Annotated in this window: 16 protein-coding genes; 7 read left to right on the forward strand and 9 right to left on the reverse strand. The window is 73.3% G+C overall.

All coding sequences use genetic code 11. The annotated features are described in order from the left end of the window. Window positions 1-40: 40 nt before the first annotated feature. The 4 genes from ACIBUY_RS11470 to ACIBUY_RS11485 all read right to left on the reverse strand — a co-directional run bounded on the left by ACIBUY_RS11470 (window position 41) and on the right by ACIBUY_RS11485 (window position 5,490). Window positions 41-1,174, reverse strand: a complete 1,134-nt coding sequence (locus ACIBUY_RS11470; RefSeq protein WP_399152443.1) for an acyltransferase family protein — start codon at window positions 1,172-1,174, stop codon at window positions 41-43. Continuing rightward, window positions 1,171-2,934, reverse strand: coding sequence for a hypothetical protein (locus ACIBUY_RS11475; RefSeq protein ID WP_399152444.1), 1,764 nt, complete (start codon window positions 2,932-2,934; stop codon window positions 1,171-1,173). Before ACIBUY_RS11475 ends, ACIBUY_RS11470 begins: the two co-directional genes overlap by 4 nt. 218 nt (window positions 2,935-3,152) lie before the next feature. Further along, on the reverse strand, window positions 3,153-3,857 hold the full coding sequence (locus ACIBUY_RS11480; protein ID WP_399152445.1) for a methyltransferase domain-containing protein: 705 nt from the start codon (window positions 3,855-3,857) through the stop codon (window positions 3,153-3,155). A gap of 37 nt (window positions 3,858-3,894) precedes the next feature. Beyond that, window positions 3,895-5,490: a glycosyltransferase family 2 protein gene (locus ACIBUY_RS11485; RefSeq protein ID WP_399152446.1), complete on the reverse strand. Its 1,596-nt coding sequence runs from the start codon at window positions 5,488-5,490 to the stop codon at window positions 3,895-3,897. A 40-nt stretch (window positions 5,491-5,530) separates the two neighbouring features. On the opposite strand from ACIBUY_RS11485, the gene ACIBUY_RS11490 reads away from it, so the two are divergent. Next, window positions 5,531-6,175: an acyltransferase gene (locus ACIBUY_RS11490; RefSeq protein ID WP_399152447.1), complete on the forward strand. Its 645-nt coding sequence runs from the start codon at window positions 5,531-5,533 to the stop codon at window positions 6,173-6,175. 225 nt (window positions 6,176-6,400) lie between these two features. Here the strand turns inward: ACIBUY_RS11490 and ACIBUY_RS11495 are convergent, their stop codons facing one another. Further along, on the reverse strand, window positions 6,401-7,687 hold the full coding sequence (locus tag ACIBUY_RS11495) for a nucleotide sugar dehydrogenase (RefSeq protein WP_399152448.1): 1,287 nt from the start codon (window positions 7,685-7,687) through the stop codon (window positions 6,401-6,403). 2 nt (window positions 7,688-7,689) lie between these two features. After that, a complete protein-coding gene (locus ACIBUY_RS11500; RefSeq protein ID WP_399152534.1) occupies window positions 7,690-9,309 on the reverse strand; it encodes a glycosyltransferase family 4 protein in 1,620 nt (539 codons plus the stop codon). 193 nt (window positions 9,310-9,502) lie between these two features. Here ACIBUY_RS11500 and ACIBUY_RS11505 point away from each other — a divergent pair, with 193 nt between their 5' ends. The 5 genes from ACIBUY_RS11505 to wecB are packed head-to-tail and all read left to right on the forward strand — an operon-like array spanning window position 9,503 to window position 14,266. After that, entirely contained in the window at window positions 9,503-10,747 is a 1,245-nt protein-coding gene (locus ACIBUY_RS11505) for a glycosyltransferase family 4 protein (protein ID WP_365569940.1), read from the forward strand. 46 nt (window positions 10,748-10,793) lie between these two features. Continuing rightward, window positions 10,794-11,258, forward strand: a complete 465-nt coding sequence (locus tag ACIBUY_RS11510) for a hypothetical protein (protein WP_365569943.1) — start codon at window positions 10,794-10,796, stop codon at window positions 11,256-11,258. Window positions 11,259-11,268: 10 nt separating this feature from the next. Continuing rightward, window positions 11,269-12,609 carry a glycosyltransferase gene (locus ACIBUY_RS11515; protein WP_365569946.1) on the forward strand — a complete coding sequence of 447 codons (1,341 nt, stop codon included), beginning with the start codon at window positions 11,269-11,271 and terminating at the stop codon, window positions 12,607-12,609. Continuing rightward, on the forward strand, window positions 12,606-13,184 hold the full coding sequence (locus ACIBUY_RS11520; RefSeq protein ID WP_365569949.1) for a hypothetical protein: 579 nt from the start codon (window positions 12,606-12,608) through the stop codon (window positions 13,182-13,184). The genes ACIBUY_RS11515 and ACIBUY_RS11520 overlap by 4 nt, the downstream gene beginning before the upstream one ends. Beyond that, window positions 13,181-14,266, forward strand: coding sequence for a non-hydrolyzing UDP-N-acetylglucosamine 2-epimerase (gene wecB, locus ACIBUY_RS11525; RefSeq protein ID WP_399152449.1), 1,086 nt, complete (start codon window positions 13,181-13,183; stop codon window positions 14,264-14,266). The genes ACIBUY_RS11520 and wecB overlap by 4 nt, the downstream gene beginning before the upstream one ends. Before the next feature lie 45 nt (window positions 14,267-14,311). Here wecB and ACIBUY_RS11530 read toward each other — a convergent pair whose 3' ends face one another. Together ACIBUY_RS11530 and ACIBUY_RS11535 are read right to left on the reverse strand one after the other, a co-directional pair. After that, window positions 14,312-15,343, reverse strand: a complete 1,032-nt coding sequence (locus ACIBUY_RS11530) for a Gfo/Idh/MocA family oxidoreductase (RefSeq protein ID WP_365569954.1) — start codon at window positions 15,341-15,343, stop codon at window positions 14,312-14,314. Then, the gene (locus ACIBUY_RS11535) at window positions 15,343-16,440 is read right to left on the reverse strand and encodes a DegT/DnrJ/EryC1/StrS family aminotransferase (RefSeq protein WP_399152450.1); all 1,098 of its coding nucleotides are present in this window, start codon (window positions 16,438-16,440) and stop codon (window positions 15,343-15,345) included. Before ACIBUY_RS11535 ends, ACIBUY_RS11530 begins: the two co-directional genes overlap by 1 nt. Window positions 16,441-16,593: 153 nt before the next feature. Here ACIBUY_RS11535 and ACIBUY_RS11540 point away from each other — a divergent pair, with 153 nt between their 5' ends. Further along, on the forward strand, window positions 16,594-18,270 hold the full coding sequence (locus tag ACIBUY_RS11540; protein WP_399152451.1) for a hypothetical protein: 1,677 nt from the start codon (window positions 16,594-16,596) through the stop codon (window positions 18,268-18,270). Window positions 18,271-18,287: 17 nt separating this feature from the next. On the opposite strand, the gene ACIBUY_RS11545 is transcribed toward ACIBUY_RS11540, so the two are convergent. Then, entirely contained in the window at window positions 18,288-19,808 is a 1,521-nt protein-coding gene (locus tag ACIBUY_RS11545; RefSeq protein WP_399152452.1) for a glycosyltransferase family 39 protein, read from the reverse strand. Between the last annotated feature and the right edge of the window lie 54 nt (window positions 19,809-19,862).

Below are 19,862 nucleotides of genomic sequence, written 5' to 3' on the forward strand. Positions count from 1 at the left end.
ATTCACCCTTCCTGTCACACTCCGTCAATTGGCTGTTACGTTACGTAGGTTGGTGGCGCGTCCACCATCGCCGGGCGGGCTCTTCGACACAGGTGTACGCGGCCCAGGACAGGGCGACGACGACGCTCGCGACGCCGAGCAGCGTGAACACGGAGAGGTTCGTCGGCTCGGCCCTGCCCCAGTGGTCGAGGATCAGCCGGTTGACGGTCTGGTGCAGCAGGTAGAAGGCGTACGACCAGGCGCCGAGCCGCACCATGACCGGTGCGCAGAGCCAGCCGCGCCGCCCGTCGCGCTCGCGCTGCACGTACGCGACGATCACGAGGACGGAGAACAGGGCGACCAACGGCCGCACCGAGCTTTCGAGTTGGGTCACGGTGGCGGGATCGAACCAGGCGTCCCGGTGCACGTACACGACGGTGTACGCGGCGAACACGGCGGCGAGCGGGCCCGGCCGCACCGGGATCCGCAGCCCGCGGCCCACCGCGAGGGCGAGGGCGAGCCCGAGGGCGAACTCGGGCAGCCGGGCCAGCGGATGCCGCATCAGCCACTCGGCGTGGAACGGCGAAAGGTGCGTGGCCGCCCACCAGTTGACGCCCGCCATGGCGACGAGACCGGTGGCGGCGAGCGCGAGGAGGGTGCGGGTGCGGAGTCGGTAGGCGCCGCGGATGACGAGCGGGAAGAGGAGGTAGAAGAAGGCCTCGACGCTGAGGGTCCATGCCACCCCGTTGCCCGGGAACATCGGGACGACGCCCGGGAACCACGTCTGGATCAGCACCAGCGACGCCAGGAAGCTGGGCAGGTCCCATGCGACGCCGCCCCACACGTGGAACACCCAGATGCAGGGCACCGTCGCGGCCAGGTGCAGCGGCAGGATGCGGCCGGCCCGGCGCCAGTAGAAGGCCCTGGCCGGGGTTCCGGCGCGATGCCCCCAGGCCAGCAGGAACCCGGACAGGACGAAGAAGAACCCGACGCCGTTCACGCCCATCGTCGAGTAGGGGAAGAGGGCGGGTGCGTGGGCGACGCCACCGGCCGGGCTCGCGCCGGTGAAGTGGTGCGTGAACACGGCGAACGCGGCGAGGAAGCGCAGGCCGGTGAGGGAGTCGAGGCGGTCGTTGCGGGACGCGGCGGGCCGCTGCCGGGGCGGGTGTTGCCGCGGGACGAGGGCGGTGGTCATCGGGTCGCACCTCCGGCGAGCGTCACCGGGGCGGCGCCCTGCAGGGGGGCCAGGGGGATGGGTTCGGCTCTGCGTGTGCCGGGTGGGGGTGCGTCGCCGAGTGCGGCTGCGTGGGGGCTGGCAGCCGACACATGACGCGTCGGAGCTACGGCGGATGCTCGTTCCCCGGGCGACAACCTGGCCCCGCAGTCCCCCAGCCGCCCGCCCAGCGCGTGCTTCTCGTGCCGCATCGCGTCGACCCGGGGCCCGGCCCAGGCACGGACCTCGGCGATCCGGCGCGGGCCGCCGGGGACGGCGGAGGCGAGGACGTAGTCGCCGCCGTTCTCCTCGCGGTACAGCGGGACGTACCCGGCGGCGGTGACCCGGTCCCGGGTGAGACCCGTGCGCCCGACCCAGGCCGCATGGACGTGCAGCAGTTCGGGGCGGACCCGGGTCAGCACGTAGCGGCGTACGGCGGCCTTGTCGGCGGCGGCGTACGCGGCGGCGATCCGCCGGTCGGTCAGACCCGCGAGGTCGACGATCCGCAGCCGCGAGGTGAGCAGCGTCCCGCCGAGGTCGGACAGCGCGGCGGTGGCGCCGGGGCGCAGGGCGAGCCGGTCGGCGTACGCGTTGAAGGTGCGGCCGTAGCGGTCGGCGACCCAGCACATGGAGAGGGTCGGCTCGCGGCGGAACCCGGCGCCGCGCACCTCCTGCCCGGCGAGCGAGAGGGCGAGCGCGCAGGCCAGCGCCCCGGTCAGCCACAGCCGGGCCCGCGCCCCGCGCCACAGCTGGACGACGGCGAGCGCGGCGACGGTGGACCCGAGCACCCACACCGGGGTGGCGAACCGGTAGAGCGGCATCCAGTCCGGCGCCAGCGCCCCATAGGCGAGCAGGGTCAGCGCGAGCGGCACGCACAGCACGCCGAGTACCCGGCGGCCCGGACCCGGCCGGGCCGCGACGACCCCCGCGCACGCGGCGCAGACGAGGACGAGGGCCCACCCGGCGTACCCGAGCAGATCCCCGACCTTGCTCAACTCGGCGAGATCGGGGGCTTCTTGGGCCTTGGCGACGGCGGTGTTGGGCACCCAGAGGCCGAACTCGGCACGCCGCAGCAGCAGGAAGGTGCCGTAACAGCCCGCGAAGACCGCACAGTTGACGATCAGGTCCCGGCGAAGGCGACGACGCCCGCGTCCACGTCCCCGCAGCATCAGCACGGTGAGCGGATACGCGGCGGCGAGGACCACGCCGTCCGGCCGGGTGAGCGCGGCGGCCACGGCGAGCAGCCCTGCCGCCCAGGCGCTGCCGCCCCGCACGAGGACGAGGCAGAGGGCGGCGGCGAGGAGCCCGTACAGCGCGTTCTCGAGCCCCGAGAAGCTCCACACGACGTAGGACCGGCAGGCGGCGAGGAGCGCGCCCGTGAGGAGCGCGACGGCCCAGGCGCGCGCGGGCACGACGGCCCTGGCGATGCCCGCGACGCAGGCCAGCGTCCCGGCGACACAGCCGAGGGCGAGCCCCTTCGGGAACAGGACGAGGTCGCTCACCCCGAACCAGGCGCCCCGGTCGAAGAGCCCGAGGACCCGTCCGACGAGCAGCAGGAGGAGCCACGCCGGGTTCGAGTACCCCTCGACGGGCCCGGCCCCGGCCTGCTGCACGGGGCCGAGGCCCTCGCCGATGCTGCGTACGTACGCGAAGGTGACGGCGGCGTCGTCGACGAGCCACTGCCCGAGCGAGGCGGCCCGCCATCCGACGAGTGCGGTGCCCGCGGCGACCGCGGCGGGCACGGCCCAGGGCCGGAGGCCGGTGCGCGGTGGTGCGCCGGACCGGCGCGCGCCGGGAACGGCCGGGCCGGAAGACGGGGACGGGCCGGCCGGCGGGGACGGGGCGAGGGGAGGGGACGGGGCGAGGGGAGGGCGTTTCAAGATCTTCATCGAGGGCCCAACCCCCGCGCCCCCGCTCGGTCACCTGTACTGGCCCACCCGGGTGACGGGCCGGGGCCGTCTCAGCCCACCTGCGCGGGCACCCCCTGCGGCCGGGCGCACAGCTCCCGCCCGTCGAGCGGCGCCGGGATCGGGATGCCGTCGACACCGCCGACCTTGTTCGCCCACGACCGGGTCACGCCGCGCACGAGCCGCATCCGCAGCGCCGGGTACTTCTTCGGGCGCCGGAAGACGCCGACGGTGTCACCCCAGTAGGAGTTCTTGGCGTCGATGGCCGGGTAGTCGTGCCGGATCCCCTTGACCGGCGGGAAGTCCGTGTGCACCTCCACCAGTTCGAGCCCGGTGTAGGCGGCGAGGGCCCGCATCCCGTCCGGGTAGTAGCGCCAGCAGTCCTGCGCGTCGTGGACGTGCCCGCGCGAGGGCGCGGTGACGATCGCGGTCCCGCCGGGCTTGAGCACGCGCGCGATGTCCAGCATCGTCGCCCAGAAGAACGGGATGTGCTCGAAGGCCTGCCCTGAGATGACGAAGTCGGCGCTCTTGGACCTGACCGGGATCCGGTAGGGCTTCTTCATCACGCGGTCGACGTTGCGCCCGTCGAGCACGTCGACGCCGATGTAGTCGAGGTCGCGCCCGGTCAGCAGCGAACGGTGGGTCCTGGTCTGCTTGTCGGAGATGCGGGAACCCAGGTCGACGAGGCGGTGCCGGCCGTCGGCGGGCAGGTACTGCTCGACGCAGAGCTTCATGTGGGCGTAGGCGGAGGGATGCATGGAGTGGGGGATCCTCTCGACTCGGGTGCGGCTCGACTCAGGTGCGACGGCGCAGCGGGCCGAGGCAGCGCCTCACCAACTGCCGTACGGGGACGCGCGTCACGCGAAGCGTCAACATCCCTGCGTACTTGCCCTCCGCGGCCGGGGCCGCCACGGTGACGCGGTGGGGGCGCAGCCGGTGCCAGCGGCGCAGCGCGGGCAGTTCGGCGGTCAGCGGGACCTCGTGGGTGACGCCGAGCCCGGTGACCTTCAGGCCGAACGTGCACGAGCCCCAGGAGGGCGCCTTCGCCGGGAACAACTCACCGACCTTGAAGGTGAGTTGCAGGTCCGTCCCGTCCTCCACCGCGGTGAGCGACACGTGGCACGTACGCGGCTGCCGCTCCCCGCCCCTGCGCGACTCGGCCCGCACCCGGACGGTCTCGGCCCCGGCCCTGGCGAGCTCGGGCAGCGACCCGCGCACCCGGATGACCAACTGCTCCCCGTCGTCGGACCAGCACGCCTGCGCCGGGCCGAAGGTCTGCTCGGCCCAGGGCTCCGCCACCTCCTTCGTGACGTCGAACCAGGCGTCGGGGACGGCGAGTTCGGGGTCGCGGAAGGAGGGGTACGCCGCGTAGGCGCGCTTGCGGTCCAGGCGCAGGGGCGGCTCGGCGCCGGCCCGCAGCACGTCGAGCACGGCGTCGGTGTGACCGCGCCCGGCGAGCCGCATGCACAGCCGGTCGACGCGCGACAGCCTGGCCATCACGGACTCGTTGCAGTGCTCGCGGACCAGTTCACCGAGTCCGTCGCAGAGCCGTCGCTGCGTGTCGAGCGGCAGGTCGAGGAGGCCCGGCGCGAGGATCCGGGCCATCTCCGAGGTGCAGTGGCGCCGGTGGATCCAGTCGCGGCTCGCGCCGGGTTCGGTGTGGCGGGCGGTGACGGCCATGGCGCGGGCGGTGGCGCGGAGCCAGTCCTCGCGGCGGAAGGACAGGGTCACATTGCTCTCGTCGTCCCGCCGGACCGCGAAGTAGTAGTCGTAGTCGGCGCGTACGGACACCCGGCGGGCCCGGAAGCAGGCCTCCATCGTGAACGGTTCGTCGCTGAGCACCGGCAGGTCCTCGTCGAACCGCAGTCCGAGCTCCTCGATGTGGCCGCGCCGGAACAGCTTGGTGTTCGAAATCGACCATGCCAGCGCGGAGTTGAGAAAGGTGACGTCGTCGCTGTCCCGCTCGAAGACGGCGCCCGGCACGTCCCGCCCGTTGACCCCGACCATCTTGCCGAGCACCACGTCGGACCCGAGCCGGTCCGCAGCCGTGACGAGCCGCTCCAGCGCCTCGACGCCCAAGTAGTCGTCGGCGCCGACGAAGAACACGTACCGTCCGCGGGCCAGGTCGAGCGCGCGGTTGCTGGGTGCGGCGGGACCGCCGGAGTTCTCCTGATGCACGACCGTGAACAGGCCCGGGTACAGCTCGGCGAACCGGTCGAGTTCCTTGCCGCTGCCGTCCGTCGACCCGTCGTCGACGGCGACGACCTCCAACCGCTCGTGCCCGATGCTCTGTTCGGCGAGCGAGGTCAGGCACTCGGTGAGGTACGGCATCGTGTTGTAGACGGCGACGACGACGCTGACGTCCGGCTCACCGCCGGTGGCGTTCTGCATGCCCTGCAAACGACTGAGCCCGCCGCTCGTTGCATAGTTCATGACGACTGAGACGACTACGTCCGATTCCGCTGCCCCTGTCCCCGCCAATGACCCTGCTGTCCGCATCGCCGAAGGCGCCCAGGTCCACGCGAGCGCACGGCTCGGATCCGGCACGTCCGTCTGGGAGTTGGCCCAGATCCGCGAGGGCGCGAGCCTCGGCGAGGGGTGTGTGGTGGGCCGCGGCGCGTACATCGGTACGGATGTCACCATCGGCGCCCACGTCAAGATCCAGAACTACGCGTTGGTGTACGAGCCCGCGACCCTGGCGGACGGTGTCTTCATCGGCCCTGCCGTGGTCCTCACCAACGACCACAACCCCCGGTCCGTCTCCCCCGACGGCCAGTTGAAGCGGGCGTCCGACTGGGAGCCGGTCGGGGTGACGGTCGCCGAGGGCGCGTCGCTCGGGGCGCGCTCGGTGTGCGTGGCGCCGGTGCGGATCGGGCGCTGGGCGATGGTCGCGGCGGGGGCCGTGGTGACCCGGGACGTCCCGGACTTCGCGCTCGTCGCGGGGGTGCCGGCGCGGCGGATCGGGTGGGTCGGCCCGGCCGGTGAGCGCCTGGAGGAGGTCTCACCCGGGGTCTGGCACTGCGGGCGTTCCGGGGCCCGGTACCGGGAGACTCCGTCGGGGCTGGTCGAGGGGTGAGCCCGGGGTGGGGCGCCTGGTCGCCTGCCGCCGTCGGCTTCGTGGGCGGCTGCGGGCCGGTGGGGCTTCTCGCGCAGTTCCCCGCGCCCCTGAGATGCGCACCTTCGGTGCGGCATCTCATCGGGGAAATGCGGCGCGCAGCGCCTGCATTTCAGGGGCGCGGGGAACTGCGCGAAGCAGGACCACCGGCCCGCAGACGCGAACGAGACGGCGGCCCCGCAGACGCTAGGGCGCCCCCAGCACAACCCGCCGCACGCCCTCCCACCGGCCCGGATCCGTGACCCGGCGGCCGTCCACCAGGACACGGGCCTCGGGGAAGTCGCCCGCCCCCAGCCCCGCGTACTCCGCGTGATCGGCCTGCACCACGATCGCGGTCACCGCCTGCCCGGCGTACGGCGTGAGCGCGAGCTCGGCCAGTTCCGCGTCGTCGTACAGCGGGTCGGAGACATAGGGCACGGCCCCGGCCGACCGCAGCGCGCCGACGACCCCGAACACCCCGGAGAACGCGGTCTCCTTGACCCCGCCCCGGTACGCGGCGCCGAGCACGAGCACCTCGGCCCCGGCCAAGTCACCGTACGCGCGCGCCAGTTGGGACACGGCGTACGCGGGCATCGCCGCGTTGGCCTCGCGGGCCGAGCGGACGACCGTCGCCTCGGGGTCGTTCCACAGGTACATCCGCGGATAGACGGGGATGCAGTGGCCGCCGACCGCGATGCCCGGCTGGTGGATGTGGCTGTACGGCTGGGAGTTGCAGGCCTCGATGACCTTCAGGACGTCGATGCCGGACCGGTCCGCGAACCGCGCGAACTGGTTGGCGAGGCCGATGTTCACGTCGCGGTACGTCGTCTCGGCGAGCTTGGCCAGCTCCGCGGCCTCGGCCGAACCCAGGTCCCAGACCCCGTTCGGTCGCGGCAGGTCGTCGCGTACGTCGAAGTCGAGGACGTCCTCGTAGAACGCGGCGCCCGCGCGCGCCGAGGCGACGTCGAGCCCGCCCACGAGCTTGGGATAGCGGCGCAGATCGGCGAACACCCGGCCCGTCAGGACCCGTTCGGGGCTGAACACGAGCGAGAAGTCGCGGCCCGCGCGCAGCCCGGAGCCCTCCTCCAGCATCGGCGCCCAGCGCGTGCGCGTCGTACCGACCGGGAGCGTCGTCTCGTACGAGACGAGGGTCCCCGGCCGCAGGCCGCGCGCGACGTCCCTCGTCGCCGCGTCCATCCAGCCGAAGTCGGGGGTGCCGTCGGCGTCGACGTACAGGGGGACGACGAGGACGACGGCGTCGGCGGCCGCGACGGCGGCCGCGGTGTCGGTGGTGGCGCTCAACTTCCCTTCCGCCACGGCCTGCTTGAGGCGACGGCCGAGGTCGTGCTCCCCGGGGAAGGGCTCGGCGCCGTCGTTCACGAGTGCGACGACCCGTTCGTCGACGTCGGCGCCGACGACCACATGGCCCTTGGCGGCGAACTGGACGGCGAGCGGCAGGCCGATCTTGCCGAGGGCCACTACGCAGATGTGCATGGTCAGTTGCCTCCGATGAGGGTGGGGGCCGGCTCCGGGGAGGAGGTGGTGCGCTGCGGGAAACGGGGGCGGTCGGGGAGCAGTTCGCTGTACACCTCGTCGAGGACCCCGGCCTGCGCCTCCCAGGTCCAGGACTCGAGGAGGCCGGGGGCGTCGTAGGCCGCGCGGTAGCGGGCGGGTGCGGCGAGCACCTTGCGCACCGCGTCCACGTAGGCCGTGACGTCCTCGGCGGTGAAGACCTCGCCCTGCCCGGTCTCGCGCACCGTACGCGCCATCGTCCGCACGTCGCTGACGACGATGGGCAGGCGCGCGTGGGAGTACTCGAAGAACTTGGTGATCAGGGCGAGTTCGTGGTTCGGGTAGTGGTGGATCGGGATGACGCCGACGTCGGCCGACGCCAGGAAGCGGGAGACCTGCCAGTACGGCACGTACGGCAGCACGTGCAGCCGTTCCGACGCACCCAGTTCGGCGGCTCTCGCCCTGAGTTCACGGACGTAGGCCAGCTTCGTGTCATGGACCACCAGGGCCACGTGCGCGTCCGGGAGCTGCGGCATTCCCTCGACCATCGTGACCAGGCCACGCTGTGGCACGGCGCCGCCGCTGTAGACGAGCAGTGGCACATCGGGGCGGACCCCGCACGTCTCCCGGATGCAGGGAACCGGATCCCCCTCCTGCGCGGGGGCCGGGGCCGCCTCGGGCGCGTTGAGCACGACCGCGGGCGTGCGGGGCAGGCGGTGCGTGTCGCGCAGCAGGTCCGCGAGCGTCCCGGAGACGGTCACGACCGCGTCCGCGTACGGCGCGTACTCGCGCTCGTGGTCGATGTGCGCCGGCTTCCAACGGGCGTCCAGTGCCCAGGGTTTGATCCCGGGCAGGAACTCGTGGGCGTCCCACACCAGCTTCGCCGGGCGGCCCTGGGACCGGGCCCTGAGCGTGGCGCGGGCGCCGACGCCGAGCACCCGGAAGTCGTTGGCGTGGATGAGGTCGGGCCGCAGCCGGTCCACGACCTTTCCGTATCCGAGCTCGAAGTCCCACAGCATCGGCCACAGCCTGCGCCAACTGCGTCGCCCCAGCAGCGCCCGCCACACAGCGACCCGCAGCCGGTCCAGGGGCAGGTCGCAGGTACGCCGTGATTCCTGCCAGCGCGTGGTGTGCCGGCCTCGCAGCCCGACCCATCCGGCTCGCGCCTTGGCGGCCGATCGTGCGGGAATCAGCAGCAGTTGGGCCAGCCTTCCGCGCAGCCCGCGCCATCCCGCGCGGCGTGCTTCGATGCGGCTCGCGCAGCGGCGCACATGCAGGTCGGCCCGGCGTGCCTTGACCCGCTGGGCCTGATAGGCAGCCGTCGGCCCCGGCCGGTACGCGAGCGGGCGACGCAGCCACGGGCGCCGGTAGCGATACGGCCCCGCGCCCAGCGTCAAGGGCACCGGAATCAGCCGCACCTCCGCCTCGCCGAGCCGCCACGTGTGCTGCTTGGAGTCCGGGGAGCGGCCGAGCAGCACCACGTCCCAGCCCGCCTCGGCCGCGGATCTCGCGGCCTTCTGGACGCGGGAGTCGCCCTTCACCCCGTTGCACACGAGCATGACGACGCGGCCTCTGCTCGCGCGCACCTCGCCGCCCTCGGCCATCGACACCCTGCCACCCTTCGTCGTCCGGACACGGCGGTGGGGTTCAACGCCCTTACGAGGGAAGCGATTACGCCTTGCGGCGGACAACCACCCGTCCGGCCGCACGAATTTCCCGTGCCGCGATCAAGGCTGTTTCCATGAGCCGCACTGCTGTCGGCTCACACGAGCCATCGCTCCGTGGAGGCGACGACGCATGGACCTGCACCCGGCGAGGAACGTCGCCGTGATCACTCCCTGGTATCCGACTTCCGAACTTCCCTTTGCCGGTGCCTTCGTCCAAGCGGCCGTCGAGGCGACGGCCCCGCACTGCAGCGAACTGACGGTCTATCACTGCGACTCGTGGGGGTCGCTCCCTGACGAACAGGAGTACGCCGCCGCGCGCGAGGCGCACCGCAGGCTGCTGCCGTCGGTAGCGCGTCCCGTACCGGGGGTCGCAGGGTCCCGGCTCGTCCACGTGCCGGTGCTTCCGCCCCAGAAGTCGTCGTGGCCGGAGTTCGTGCGCGCCTACTCGGACTGGCTCGGCCTCGCGCTCGGCGGGCGGCCGATCGACGCGGACGTCGTGCACGGTCACGTGGGGCTGCGCGGCGGCTGGCTCGCGCTGCAGCACGCGCGCCCCGGCGCGCGGGTCTTCGTCACCGAGCACGCCACGTTCCTGCCCGCGGTGCTGGCGGACCCCGAGGGGCGCGAGCTGTACGACGAAGTGCTGCACCGTTGCACCGGGTTCTTCGCGGTGGGTGAGCCGGTGCGCCGCCCGCTGGTCGAGGCGTTTCCGCACCATGCCGAGAAGATCGGCACCATCCCCAACCCGATCGCCTTCGACGCGCCGCGCGCCGTGCCGGTCACCGCTCTGCGCCGATGGCTGTACGTCGGCAGCTTCATCGAACGCAAGGGCGTCATGTGGCTTCTGGAAGCCTTCGCCGCGTGCCACCGTGAGGACCCCGAGCTGCGGCTGACCATGGTGGGCGGCGGCAAGCTCACCAACCGGCTGCGCACGCGGGCGGCCGAACTCGGCGTCGCCCACGCGGTGTCCATCCGGTGGGCGGTCCCTCCCGACGAGGCGCTGCGGCTGATGCGCGAGCACGACCTGCTGGTCCACCCCAGCCGCCTGGAAACGTTCGGCATGACCATCGTCGAGGCCGTCGCGGCGGGCACCCCGGTGCTCGTGACCCGCAGCGGCGGTCCGCAGGAGAGCCTGGCCGGCATCGAGGACCAGGTCGGTGTCCTGATCGACGTCGAGGAGAACGCGGAGTCGATCGTCGAGGGGTACCACCGGCTGCGCGACCGCTTCCCCCACGGCCTCGACCTGCCGCGCGCACGGCTCCACCTGGAGGAGCGCTACGGCTACGAGACGGTGGGCCGTGTCCATCACGAGCACTGGTTCGGGTCGCCGCCCTTGCCCGCCCAGGCCGCTGTCCGAACCCCCGAACGACAGGTGTGAGATGCGAGTTCTCTTCCTTGCCCTACAAGGGAACCGGCGCCGCGCCGTGACCGAGGAGAGCGCCGAGGCGGCCAGGGCCGCAGGGGGTGCGACCGTCCTCGTCTCCGACCCCGAGCACTGGCGCAAGAAGCGCTTCGCGCCCGGGGTCGAGCTCGTCACGCTGTCCTCCCTGGAGATGGCGCACGGGCCGCGGCGCTGCGAATGGCTGCTGCTGTTCCGCCTGCCCCGGCTGCTCGCCGCCGCGCTGGGCCGGGGCCCCCTCCGGTCTCCGGTGCGCCGCCTGGAGCGGGCCTACGAGCGGCTCGTCGCCGGACCGCTGCACCGCAAGGTCTTCCTGCCGGTGTACCGCGGCGCGTACCCGGACCTGCGAGGGCGTCTCGTACGGCAGTTGGCGCGCCGCACCGGAGCGGATCTCGTCGTCGTCACCGACGCCGGTTCGCTCCCGTACGCCACCCGCCTCGCGGACGGCCCGAACGCCCCGGCGCTGGCGTACAGCCTCCCTCCCCGCTGATTGGATCTCCGTGTTCACCGCCCACCGTCGACGACATCCGCCGCGCGTGCTCTATCTGGCCTTCTACTTCCCGCCGTCCCGCGCGAGCGGTGTCTACCGGGCTCGCGCCACCGCGAACCATCTCGCCGAGCGGGGCTGGGACGTGACCGTGTGCGCCAGCCCGGTCGCGTACCTGCACAAGGTGACGGGCACCGTCGACGAAGAGCTGCTCGGCACGGTCGACCCCCGCATCCGGATCGAGCGTCCGGCCATGACGAGCTACGCGCTGAACAAGGATCTCCGGACGTTCGGGCGGCTGCGCAGGAACTGGCCGGAGACGGTCCACCGGCTCCACCAGTGGTCGCAGCGGCGGCTGTTCCCCGAGAACTACTCGCCCTGGGCACTCGCCGCCGTGGCCCGCGGGCTCGCCCTGCACACGCGGCGCCGCTACGACGTCGTCCTCGCCACGGGAAATCCGTTCGCCTCGTTCGCCGCCGCCTGGCTCTTCCACCGGGCCACCGGTGTCCCGTACGTCGTGGACTACCGGGACTCGTGGACGCTGAACCTGTTCACGGAAGAGCTCGCCCAGGCGGAGGGGCACCCCTCGCACCGCTGGGAGCGGCGCATTCTTCGGTCGGCGTCGGCCTCGGTGTTCGTGAACGAGGCACTGCGCGGCTGGCACGCCCGGCGCCACCCGGACGCGGCCGACCGGATGCTGGTCGTGCCGAACGGCTGGGATCCCGACGTCCTCACCGATGCCCCGCAGCACCGCACCGGGCACGACCGCCCGCTGCGGTTCACGTACCTCGGCACGATCACCGGCGTCCAGCCCGTCGAGCAGATGGTCGACGCGTTCCGCCGGTTGCGCTCCCACGCCGGCTTCGACTCGGCGGAACTCCACGTCCACGGCCACCTGGGGTTCTTCCGACAGGGGCAAGAGGCCGCCCGGCAGCGGCTGCTGGGCCCGGAGGGCGGCCCGGACAACGGGGTGCGCTACCGGGGTCCCGTCTCGAAAACAGAGGTGGCCGGGGTCTATGAGGACAGCGACGTCCTCGTCTTCCTGGCCGCGGGAGCCCGCTACGTGACCTCAGGAAAGGTCTTCGAGTACATGGCGGCAGGCCGTCCGATCGTCTCGGTGCACGCCCCAGGCATCGCCGCGCGGGACGTCCTCGACGGCTATCCGCTGTGGTTCAACGCGGACAGCCTGGACCCCTCGGCGGTGGCGGACGCCATGGTCGCGGCGGCCAAGGCGGCCCGTGATCTGACCCCCGCCGAGCGGCAGGCAGCACGGGAGTACGCGCGGCGGTACACCAGGGAGGCCACGCTGGCCCCCCTGGAGGCACGCCTGCGGGAACTGGCGGAGGCATCGTGACGGACCACCCCCGCGTCGTCGTCGTGGCCCTGGGCTCGATGGTGCCCAGGGCCGGGGTACGCCGCTTCGTGAACGAGCTCGTGTCCTACGGGGCGAGCGTCGACCTCGTCGTCATGAAGAAGCACCTGTGGCCGGAGCTGCCCGACGCGAGCCGCGTCCACTGCCACGTGGTCAAGCGCGCCGAGGACCGTACGCCGGTCAAGTGGACGCAGAACACCGTCCTGTTCACGGCACCGCGGGCCGTGCTCGGCTTCGTGCGGCGCATCGTGCGCAAGCGCCGTCTGCAGCGCGTCCTGGACCGTGTCTCGGCCCGGCACGAGGCCTTGGCCCGCGTGCTGAACCTCAGGTTGTTCTGGCCGGTCTACCGGCATGTACGGCCCCGTCTGATCGGCCGGGCCGCGCACCGCGCCCTGCGGGGCACGGACTTCGGCGGGGTGGACCGGATCGTCGCCGCCGATCTGCTGTCCGTGCCGCTCGGTCTGCGACTCGCCCGCGACCACCCGGCGGCCACGGCCACCACCGCACTGGACGCCTCGCCCTACCGCTCCTCTCTCCAGGAGGCCCCCGCGCCATGAAGGTCCTGAGCGTTGTCGGCGCCCGCCCCCAGTTCGTGAAACTCGCGCCCGTGTCGGCGGCGTTGACGCGGGCCGGTCACCGGCACGTCATCGTCCACACCGGGCAGCACTACGACGCCGACCTGTCGGACGTGTTCTTCACCGGCCTCGGCATCCCCGCCCCGGACGTGCACCTGGGCGTCGGCTCGGGCACGCACGGGGTGCAGACGGGCAACGTGCTGGCCGCGCTCGACCCGGTGCTCGCGGCCGAACGGCCGGACTGGGTCCTGGTCTACGGCGACACCAACTCCACGGTGGCGGGCGCCCTTTCGGCGGTGAAGCAGCACCTGCGGGTCGCCCACCTGGAGGCGGGCCTGCGCTCCTTCAACCGCCGGATGCCGGAGGAGCACAACCGTGTCCTGACCGACCACGCCGCCGATCTGCTGCTCGCCCCGACCGAGGAGGCGATGCGGCACCTGGCCGCCGAAGGACTCGCGGCCCGCTCGGCCCTCTCCGGGGACGTGATGGTGGACGCGTGCCTGCGCATGCGGGACGGGGTGCTCGCGGGCACCCACCCCGCACCTCAACTCCCGGACGGGATCAGCCCGGTTGAGCCCCATCTCCTGGCGACCCTGCACCGCGCCGAGAACACCGACGATCCCGCCCGCCTCGCGGCGCTGGCGGACGCGCTCGCCGATCTCCCTCTCCCGGTCGCCCTGCTGGCGCATCCCCGGCTGCTCGCCCGCGCCGAGGAGCACGGGGTGAAGCTGGCCCGGGGAGCGGTCCACGTCGGCCGGCCCCTCCCGTACGCGGGTCTGGTCGCCGCCGTCCTCGGCGCGTGCGGCGTCGTCACCGACTCGGGCGGCCTCCAGAAGGAGGCGTTCCTCCTGGGCCGCCCGTGCACGACGCTGCGTACGGAGACGGAGTGGCCGGAGACGCTGGCCGGTGAGTGGAACGTGCTGGTGCCCGACCCTGCGGGCCTCGGCCCCTCCCGGTGGGCCGACACGGTGACGCGTCCCGTGCCCGCGGTCGATCGCGGGGCGCCCTTCGGCGACGGGCGGGCGGCACAGCGGGTGGCTGAGCTGCTGGAGCAGCGGCTCTGACGAAGAACGGGTGCGGGCGGCCGCCCGCCCGCACCCGTTCGCCGGTCAGTGCCGGGCGGTGGCCGCCTCCCTGCGCGCCTGCGGAAGCCGTACGGACACCCGCTCCCGCGCCGACTCGAGAACGGCCGCCGCGACCTCGACGGTCCGCAGGCCCTCGCGCAGGGTCACGATCCCGGACGCGTCCGCCTTGCCGTCCACCGCGTCCCTGAACCGCTCGTGCTCCACGAGCAGCGGCTCCCGCTTGGGCGTCGCGTAGCGGATCATGTCGCCCTCGCTGACCCCGCGGAACGCGGCGAGCGCCTCCCACTCGGTGGCGACCGCGCCGTTCGCGTGGAACGTCAGGTCGGCCGTCAGGGTGTCGGCGACGAAGCAGCCGCGCTCCCCCGTCACCGCCGTGAAGCGCTCCTTGAGGGGGCTGAGCCAGTTGACCAGGTGGCTGACGAGGGTGCCGTCGGCGAGGTCGCCCGTCACCGCCACCATGTCCTCGTGCTCACGGCCGGACTTGGACAGGGTGCGGGCCGAGACCGACGCGTACTCCTGGCCCGTGACCCACCCCGTGAGGTCGATGTCGTGCGTGGCCAGGTCCTTGACCACGCCCACGTCCGCGATGCGGTGCGGGAAGGGGCCCTGGCGGCGGGTGACGACCTGGAACACCTCGCCGAGTTCGCCTGCCTCAAGGCGTGAACGCAGGCTCTGGAGCGCCGGGTTGAAGCGCTCGATGTGGCCGACCCCGGCGACGAGGCCCGCCGTCTCGAAGGCGTCGACCAGGCGGCGGGCCGCCACCACCGAGTGGGCGAGGGGCTTCTCGATCAGTGCGCACACGCCGTGCGCCGCGAGGGCCATGCCGGTCTCCTCGTGCAGCGCCGTGGGGCAGGAGACGACGGCGTAGTCGAGGCGCAGGGCGAGGAGTTCGTCCAGGGTCCGCACCACCGGGGTGCCGTTCGGCAGCGAGCCGCCCGCCGGGTCGAGCGCGCCCACGAAGTCGACGCCGTCGAGCAGTCCGAGGACGCGGGCGTGGTTGCGGCCCATCGCGCCGAGGCCGACGAGCCCGGCCCGCAGTCGTCGTGCGTCGCTCATCACAGGCTCCCGGCGATGGAGTTGACCGCGTCGGCGACGCGCTCGATCTCGCGGTCCGTCAGCGTCGGGTGGACCGGGAGGGACAGGACTTCGGCCGCGGCGCGGTCCGTCTCGGGCAGCTGGTCGCCCGTGTCGTACGGGGCGAGGCGGTGGATCGGGGTGGGGTAGTAGACGGCGCTGCCGATGCCCGCTGCCTCCAACTGCCGCTGGACGTGGTCGCGTTGGCCGTTCGCGATGCGCACCGTGTATTGGTGGTAGACGTGGCGCGCCCCGTCCGCGACGTACGGCGTGGTCACCGCGTCCGCCGTGATGAGCGCGTCGAGGCGCTTGGCGTGGGCGCGGCGGCGGTCGGTCCAGTCGGGGAGGCTGCCCAGCTGGACGCGGCCGACGGCGGCGTTCACGTCGGTCATGCGCATGTTGGCGCCGACGATCTCGTTGGCGTACCGCGCTTCCATGCCCTGGTTGCGCAACAGCCGCAGTGTGCGGGCGAGTTCGGCGTCGGCGACCGACACCATGCCGCCTTCGAGGGCGTGCATGTTCTTGGTCGGGTAGAAGCTGAAGCAGCCCGCCGCGCCGTGCGCGCCGACCGGGCGTGCGTGCAGGGCGGCGCCGTGCGCCTGGCAGGCGTCCTCGACGACGGCGAGGCCGTGGCGCTCGACCAGCGGGGTCAGTTCGTCCATCGCGGCGGGGTGGCCGTACAGGTGGACGGGCATGAGCGCCGCGGTGCGGGGGCCGACGAGGGCGGACACGGCGCGCGGGTCGAGGCAGTAGGTGCGCGGGTCGATGTCGGCGAAGACCGGTTCGGCGCCCACGAGGCGTACGGCGTTGGCGGTGGCGGCGAAGGAGAACGAGGGCACGATGACCTCGTCGCCCGCGCCGATGCCGAGCGCGAGGAGTGTCAACTGAAGTGCGGAGGTGCCCGAGTTGACGGCGACGCAGTGGCGGCCGTCGACCAGCGCGGCGAACTCCGCCTCGAACGCGGCGACTTCGGGCCCCTGCACGACGCGGCCGCCGCGCAGGACGCGTACGGCCGCCTGGATCTCGGATTCTCCGATGACCGGGCGCGCGGGCGGGATCGGTGCGGGAGCCCCGCTCATGAACATCACTCCGTCCGGAGGTGACAACTTGGCTGAAGCTCAACTCCCCCGCATTGCCGGGAGTTTTCCGGCCCTTTACGCAATCACCCCATCGATTGATGTATCGGATAAAGCGATTTGGCCGTCTCCGGAGACAGGCCGCACAGTGCCCGCGTGAGACTTCACCGCTACACCGCGCCCGCCCTGTTCGCCGTGCTCACGGCGGTGGGCGCCGCGCTCGCCCTGTGCTTCGCCCCGTACACCGTCGACGACGCCTTCATCTCCTGGCGCTACGGCGCGAACCTCGTCGACTCCGGTGTCTGGAACTGGAATCCGTCGGCGTCCGCGGTGCGCGTCGAGGCGTACACCAATCCTCTCTACACGGGCCTGTCCGTGATCCCCGCACTGCTCGGGATCCCGGTCGAGCTGTTCTTCAAGGTGGTCTCGGCCGCGATCCTCGTCGGGTACGTCGTCGCGGTCGCGCGGCTCGACGTGCCGCGGCGGCAGCGGCTCGCCCTGTGCGCGTTCGCGCTGCTGAGCCCGGTGTTCTTCGTGCATCTCTTCAGCGGTCTGGAGACGGTGTCGTTCGCGCTGCTCACCGCGGCCCCCTTCGCACTGCTCTCCCGGCACGGGCGGCTCACGCGGTGGGGTCAACTCGCGGCTCTGGGGCTCGCGTTGAGCCGCCCCGAGGGCATCGCCCTGGCCGCTGTCGCCCACGCCTGGGGTCTCGCCGTCGGGCGGCGCCGCAGGGACCTGTGGCTCGCGCTCGCGGCGGGCGGGGCGCTGGCCGCGTACTGGCTGCTGCGCGCCTGGTACTTCGGCCGCTTCTTCCCGAACACCTTCTACCAGAAGTCCACCGGACACGGCGGCTGGATCGACTCCGCGCTCGCGGCGGGCCCGCTGGTGTGGGCGCCGGCGGGCGCCGCCGTCCTCGCGGTGGCCGCGCTCGGCGGGCGGTGGCTGCTGCGCGCGGACCGGGAGCGGCTGCGCGACGCGACCCCGCTGGTGCTCGCGGTGTGCGCGGCGGGCATCCACCTCGGGCTGTACCAGGCCTCGGTCCTCGCCATGAACTACGCGGACCGGTTCTCCTGGCAGATCCTCTTCCCGGTGGCGGTGGTGGCCCTGGTGCGGCCGCTCACGCCGCGCACCGTGCCCTGGTCCACGGCCGCGTCCGCGCTCGCGGCGGCCACCGCCCTGTCCTTCGAGTGGCACCCGGCCCTCGCGGCGGTGGCGGCGCTCGTGCTCACGGCGGTCCTGTGGGGCGGGGACCGGCTGCGCACCCCGGCCGCCCTCGGGCTCGCCGCGGTCGCCGTGATCCTGGTGTCGGTGACCCCGCCGCGCGAACTGACCGCCATCGCCGCCTACCGCTACCGCCTGGAGTACGCGCACGAAGCGCTCGGCCGGGCCGTCGCGGACGACAAGGGATTTCGGGGCACGGTCGCGATCGGTGACGCCGGGATCATGCCGTTCTGCCTGGGCGCCCGGCACGACGTGTACGACCTGCGCGGCCTCGCCGACCCGTATCTCGGCCGGGGGCTGCTGCCGAAGCGGCTCGCCGACCGCGACGTACAGATGGTGGTGGCGGTGGGCCGCCCGTACGACCCCAAGGGACTGCGGGCCACCACGCCCACCTCCCTGCCGCTGGTGAAGCGCGCCTACGCCCAGGGGTTCGTACCGGCGGGGCGGATGCAGTTCACGGACACCGCCTGGCAGAGCGTCCTGGTCCGCCCCGGCGTGCCCGCGCCGGGCCTGAAGCGGGCGGCGCGCCTCGCCCGGCGGGAGAACCTGCGCCCCGACGCGGCGGTCGTCCGCGACCACTGGGGCGAGCTGCCGTTCCTGAAGCAGTGCTGAGGCTCAAGGACGGGCTCTCAGCCCACGCACCCCGGCACCGCCCCGCCCACCCGCACGTACTGCACCAACAGCCCGCTCTTGCGCCGCACCTGCGTCACCGGCGTGAAGTCCCGTGCCAGGACGGCGAGTTTGGCCTTCTCGGAGGTGTACGTGGTGTGCCAGCCGGGATAGCCGGCCTCCGCGTCGAAGAGGACCCACACGCGGGGGAGGCAGTCCATGCGGGCGGCGAGTTCGTGCGGGCCGACGTCGAGGCCGTACAGGGTGCCGGAGGCGGCGCCGGAGACGCGGAGCGAGACGTCGCGGACGCCGGCGACCGACGCCGGGTACGCCTCCACGTAGCGGCGGCCGGTCTTCGGCAGGTACAACAGCGGGTCGCCCGGCTTCAGTCGGTCACCGAGCATGCGGGCGACCGCGCCGAGGTCGTCGCGCCGGGCGTTCGCCGAGCGCTGGTGTTCCTGGAGCGGGAGCTGCGCGAGGAAGGCGACGGCGACCAGGCCGACGCCCGCGAGCGCCGGGACCGCGGGAGCGGGGACCAGCCGCGGCACGCGCCCGAGCAGCGTCTCCGCGCCCGCCGCCACCAGGAGCGGCACCCCGGCGAACGCGAAGAGCGTGTACCGGGACGCGTACAGCGGATGCCACTGGGAGACGGCGAACAGGATCAGCGGCGGGACCAGGGCCAGCGGCAGCGCGACGCCGACCAGGCCGCACGTGCCCTCGGACCGGCGGCGCGGCGGACGGGACACGGCGACCGCGATCAGGGCGAGCGTGACGGCGTACAGGAGTCCGTCGTGGCCGGTCGTGGCGCGCAGCAGCACCTCGGCCTCCTCCCGGCCCGGCCGTCTGATCCAGGAGACCTGCCCGCTCTGCCCGCGGGTCACGGCGACGAGCGGCAGCAGGAGGAGCGCGGCGCAGGCGGCGGACGCGCCCCAGCCGCGCCACACCCGCGCGGGCACCCGTGTCACCGCGAGGGTCACGACGTGCGCGGCGAGCAGCAGGATCGCGAACTCGTGCAGCCAGGCGGTGGCGGCGCAGGCCGCCCCGTATCCGGCCCAGGCCCGCGCCGACGGCCGTTCGACGCAGCGCACGAGCAGCAGGGTCGAGGCGGCCGCGGCGGCGGCGACCAGGGCGTAGGAGCGGCCCTCCTGCGCGTAGTACTGGGCGAACGGCGCGATCGCGTACAGCAGGCCCGCCCACAGGCCGACCCGCGGCCGCACCAGGCGCACGCCGAGGGCCGCGACCAGGCCCGCCGTCGCGCTCGCGCCGAGCACGGACGGCAGCCGCAGCATCACCTCGCCCGGGTGCAGCGGCAGCAGGAAGTGCATGAGGAGGTAGTAGGCGCCGTGCACCGCGTCGACCGTGCCGAGCACGTGCCACAGCTGGGGCAGGGTGCGCGAGGCGACCATGACGGTGGCGGCCTCGTCGCGCCACATCGTGCCGCGGTCGACGTCCCACAGCGCGAGGACGAGTGCGACGGCCCCGGGGACGGCGACGGCCAGGACGCGGGCGCGCGCGGCTCCCACCTGCATGTTCAGCGGCATGTGCCGAGCTTGTACGACTGGCTGACGAACGCGGCGGCGCACGAGGCACGCGCC

The organism is Streptomyces sp. NPDC050085 (assembly GCF_044460595.1).
Lineage (GTDB): Bacteria > Actinomycetota > Actinomycetes > Streptomycetales > Streptomycetaceae > Streptomyces.

What these genes read in the sequence shown, in the direction of transcription:
- ACIBUY_RS11545 (WP_399152452.1), bottom strand. Translation starts at nt 19,808, where the DNA reads ATGCCGCTGAACATGCAGGTGGGAGCCGCGCGCGCCCGCGTCCTGGCC.
- ACIBUY_RS11495 (WP_399152448.1), bottom strand. Translation starts at nt 7,687, where the DNA reads ATGCACATCTGCGTAGTGGCCCTCGGCAAGATCGGCCTGCCGCTCGCC.
- ACIBUY_RS11500 (WP_399152534.1), bottom strand. Translation starts at nt 9,309, where the DNA reads ATGGCCGAGGGCGGCGAGGTGCGCGCGAGCAGAGGCCGCGTCGTCATG.
- ACIBUY_RS11485 (WP_399152446.1), bottom strand. Translation starts at nt 5,490, where the DNA reads ATGCAGAACGCCACCGGCGGTGAGCCGGACGTCAGCGTCGTCGTCGCC.
- ACIBUY_RS11530 (WP_365569954.1), bottom strand. Translation starts at nt 15,343, where the DNA reads ATGAGCGACGCACGACGACTGCGGGCCGGGCTCGTCGGCCTCGGCGCG.
- ACIBUY_RS11470 (WP_399152443.1), bottom strand. Translation starts at nt 1,174, where the DNA reads ATGACCACCGCCCTCGTCCCGCGGCAACACCCGCCCCGGCAGCGGCCC.
- wecB (WP_399152449.1), top strand. Translation starts at nt 13,181, where the DNA reads ATGAAGGTCCTGAGCGTTGTCGGCGCCCGCCCCCAGTTCGTGAAACTC.
- ACIBUY_RS11535 (WP_399152450.1), bottom strand. Translation starts at nt 16,440, where the DNA reads ATGAGCGGGGCTCCCGCACCGATCCCGCCCGCGCGCCCGGTCATCGGA.
- ACIBUY_RS11480 (WP_399152445.1), bottom strand. Translation starts at nt 3,857, where the DNA reads ATGCATCCCTCCGCCTACGCCCACATGAAGCTCTGCGTCGAGCAGTAC.
- ACIBUY_RS11505 (WP_365569940.1), top strand. Translation starts at nt 9,503, where the DNA reads ATGGACCTGCACCCGGCGAGGAACGTCGCCGTGATCACTCCCTGGTAT.
- ACIBUY_RS11490 (WP_399152447.1), top strand. Translation starts at nt 5,531, where the DNA reads ATGACGACTGAGACGACTACGTCCGATTCCGCTGCCCCTGTCCCCGCC.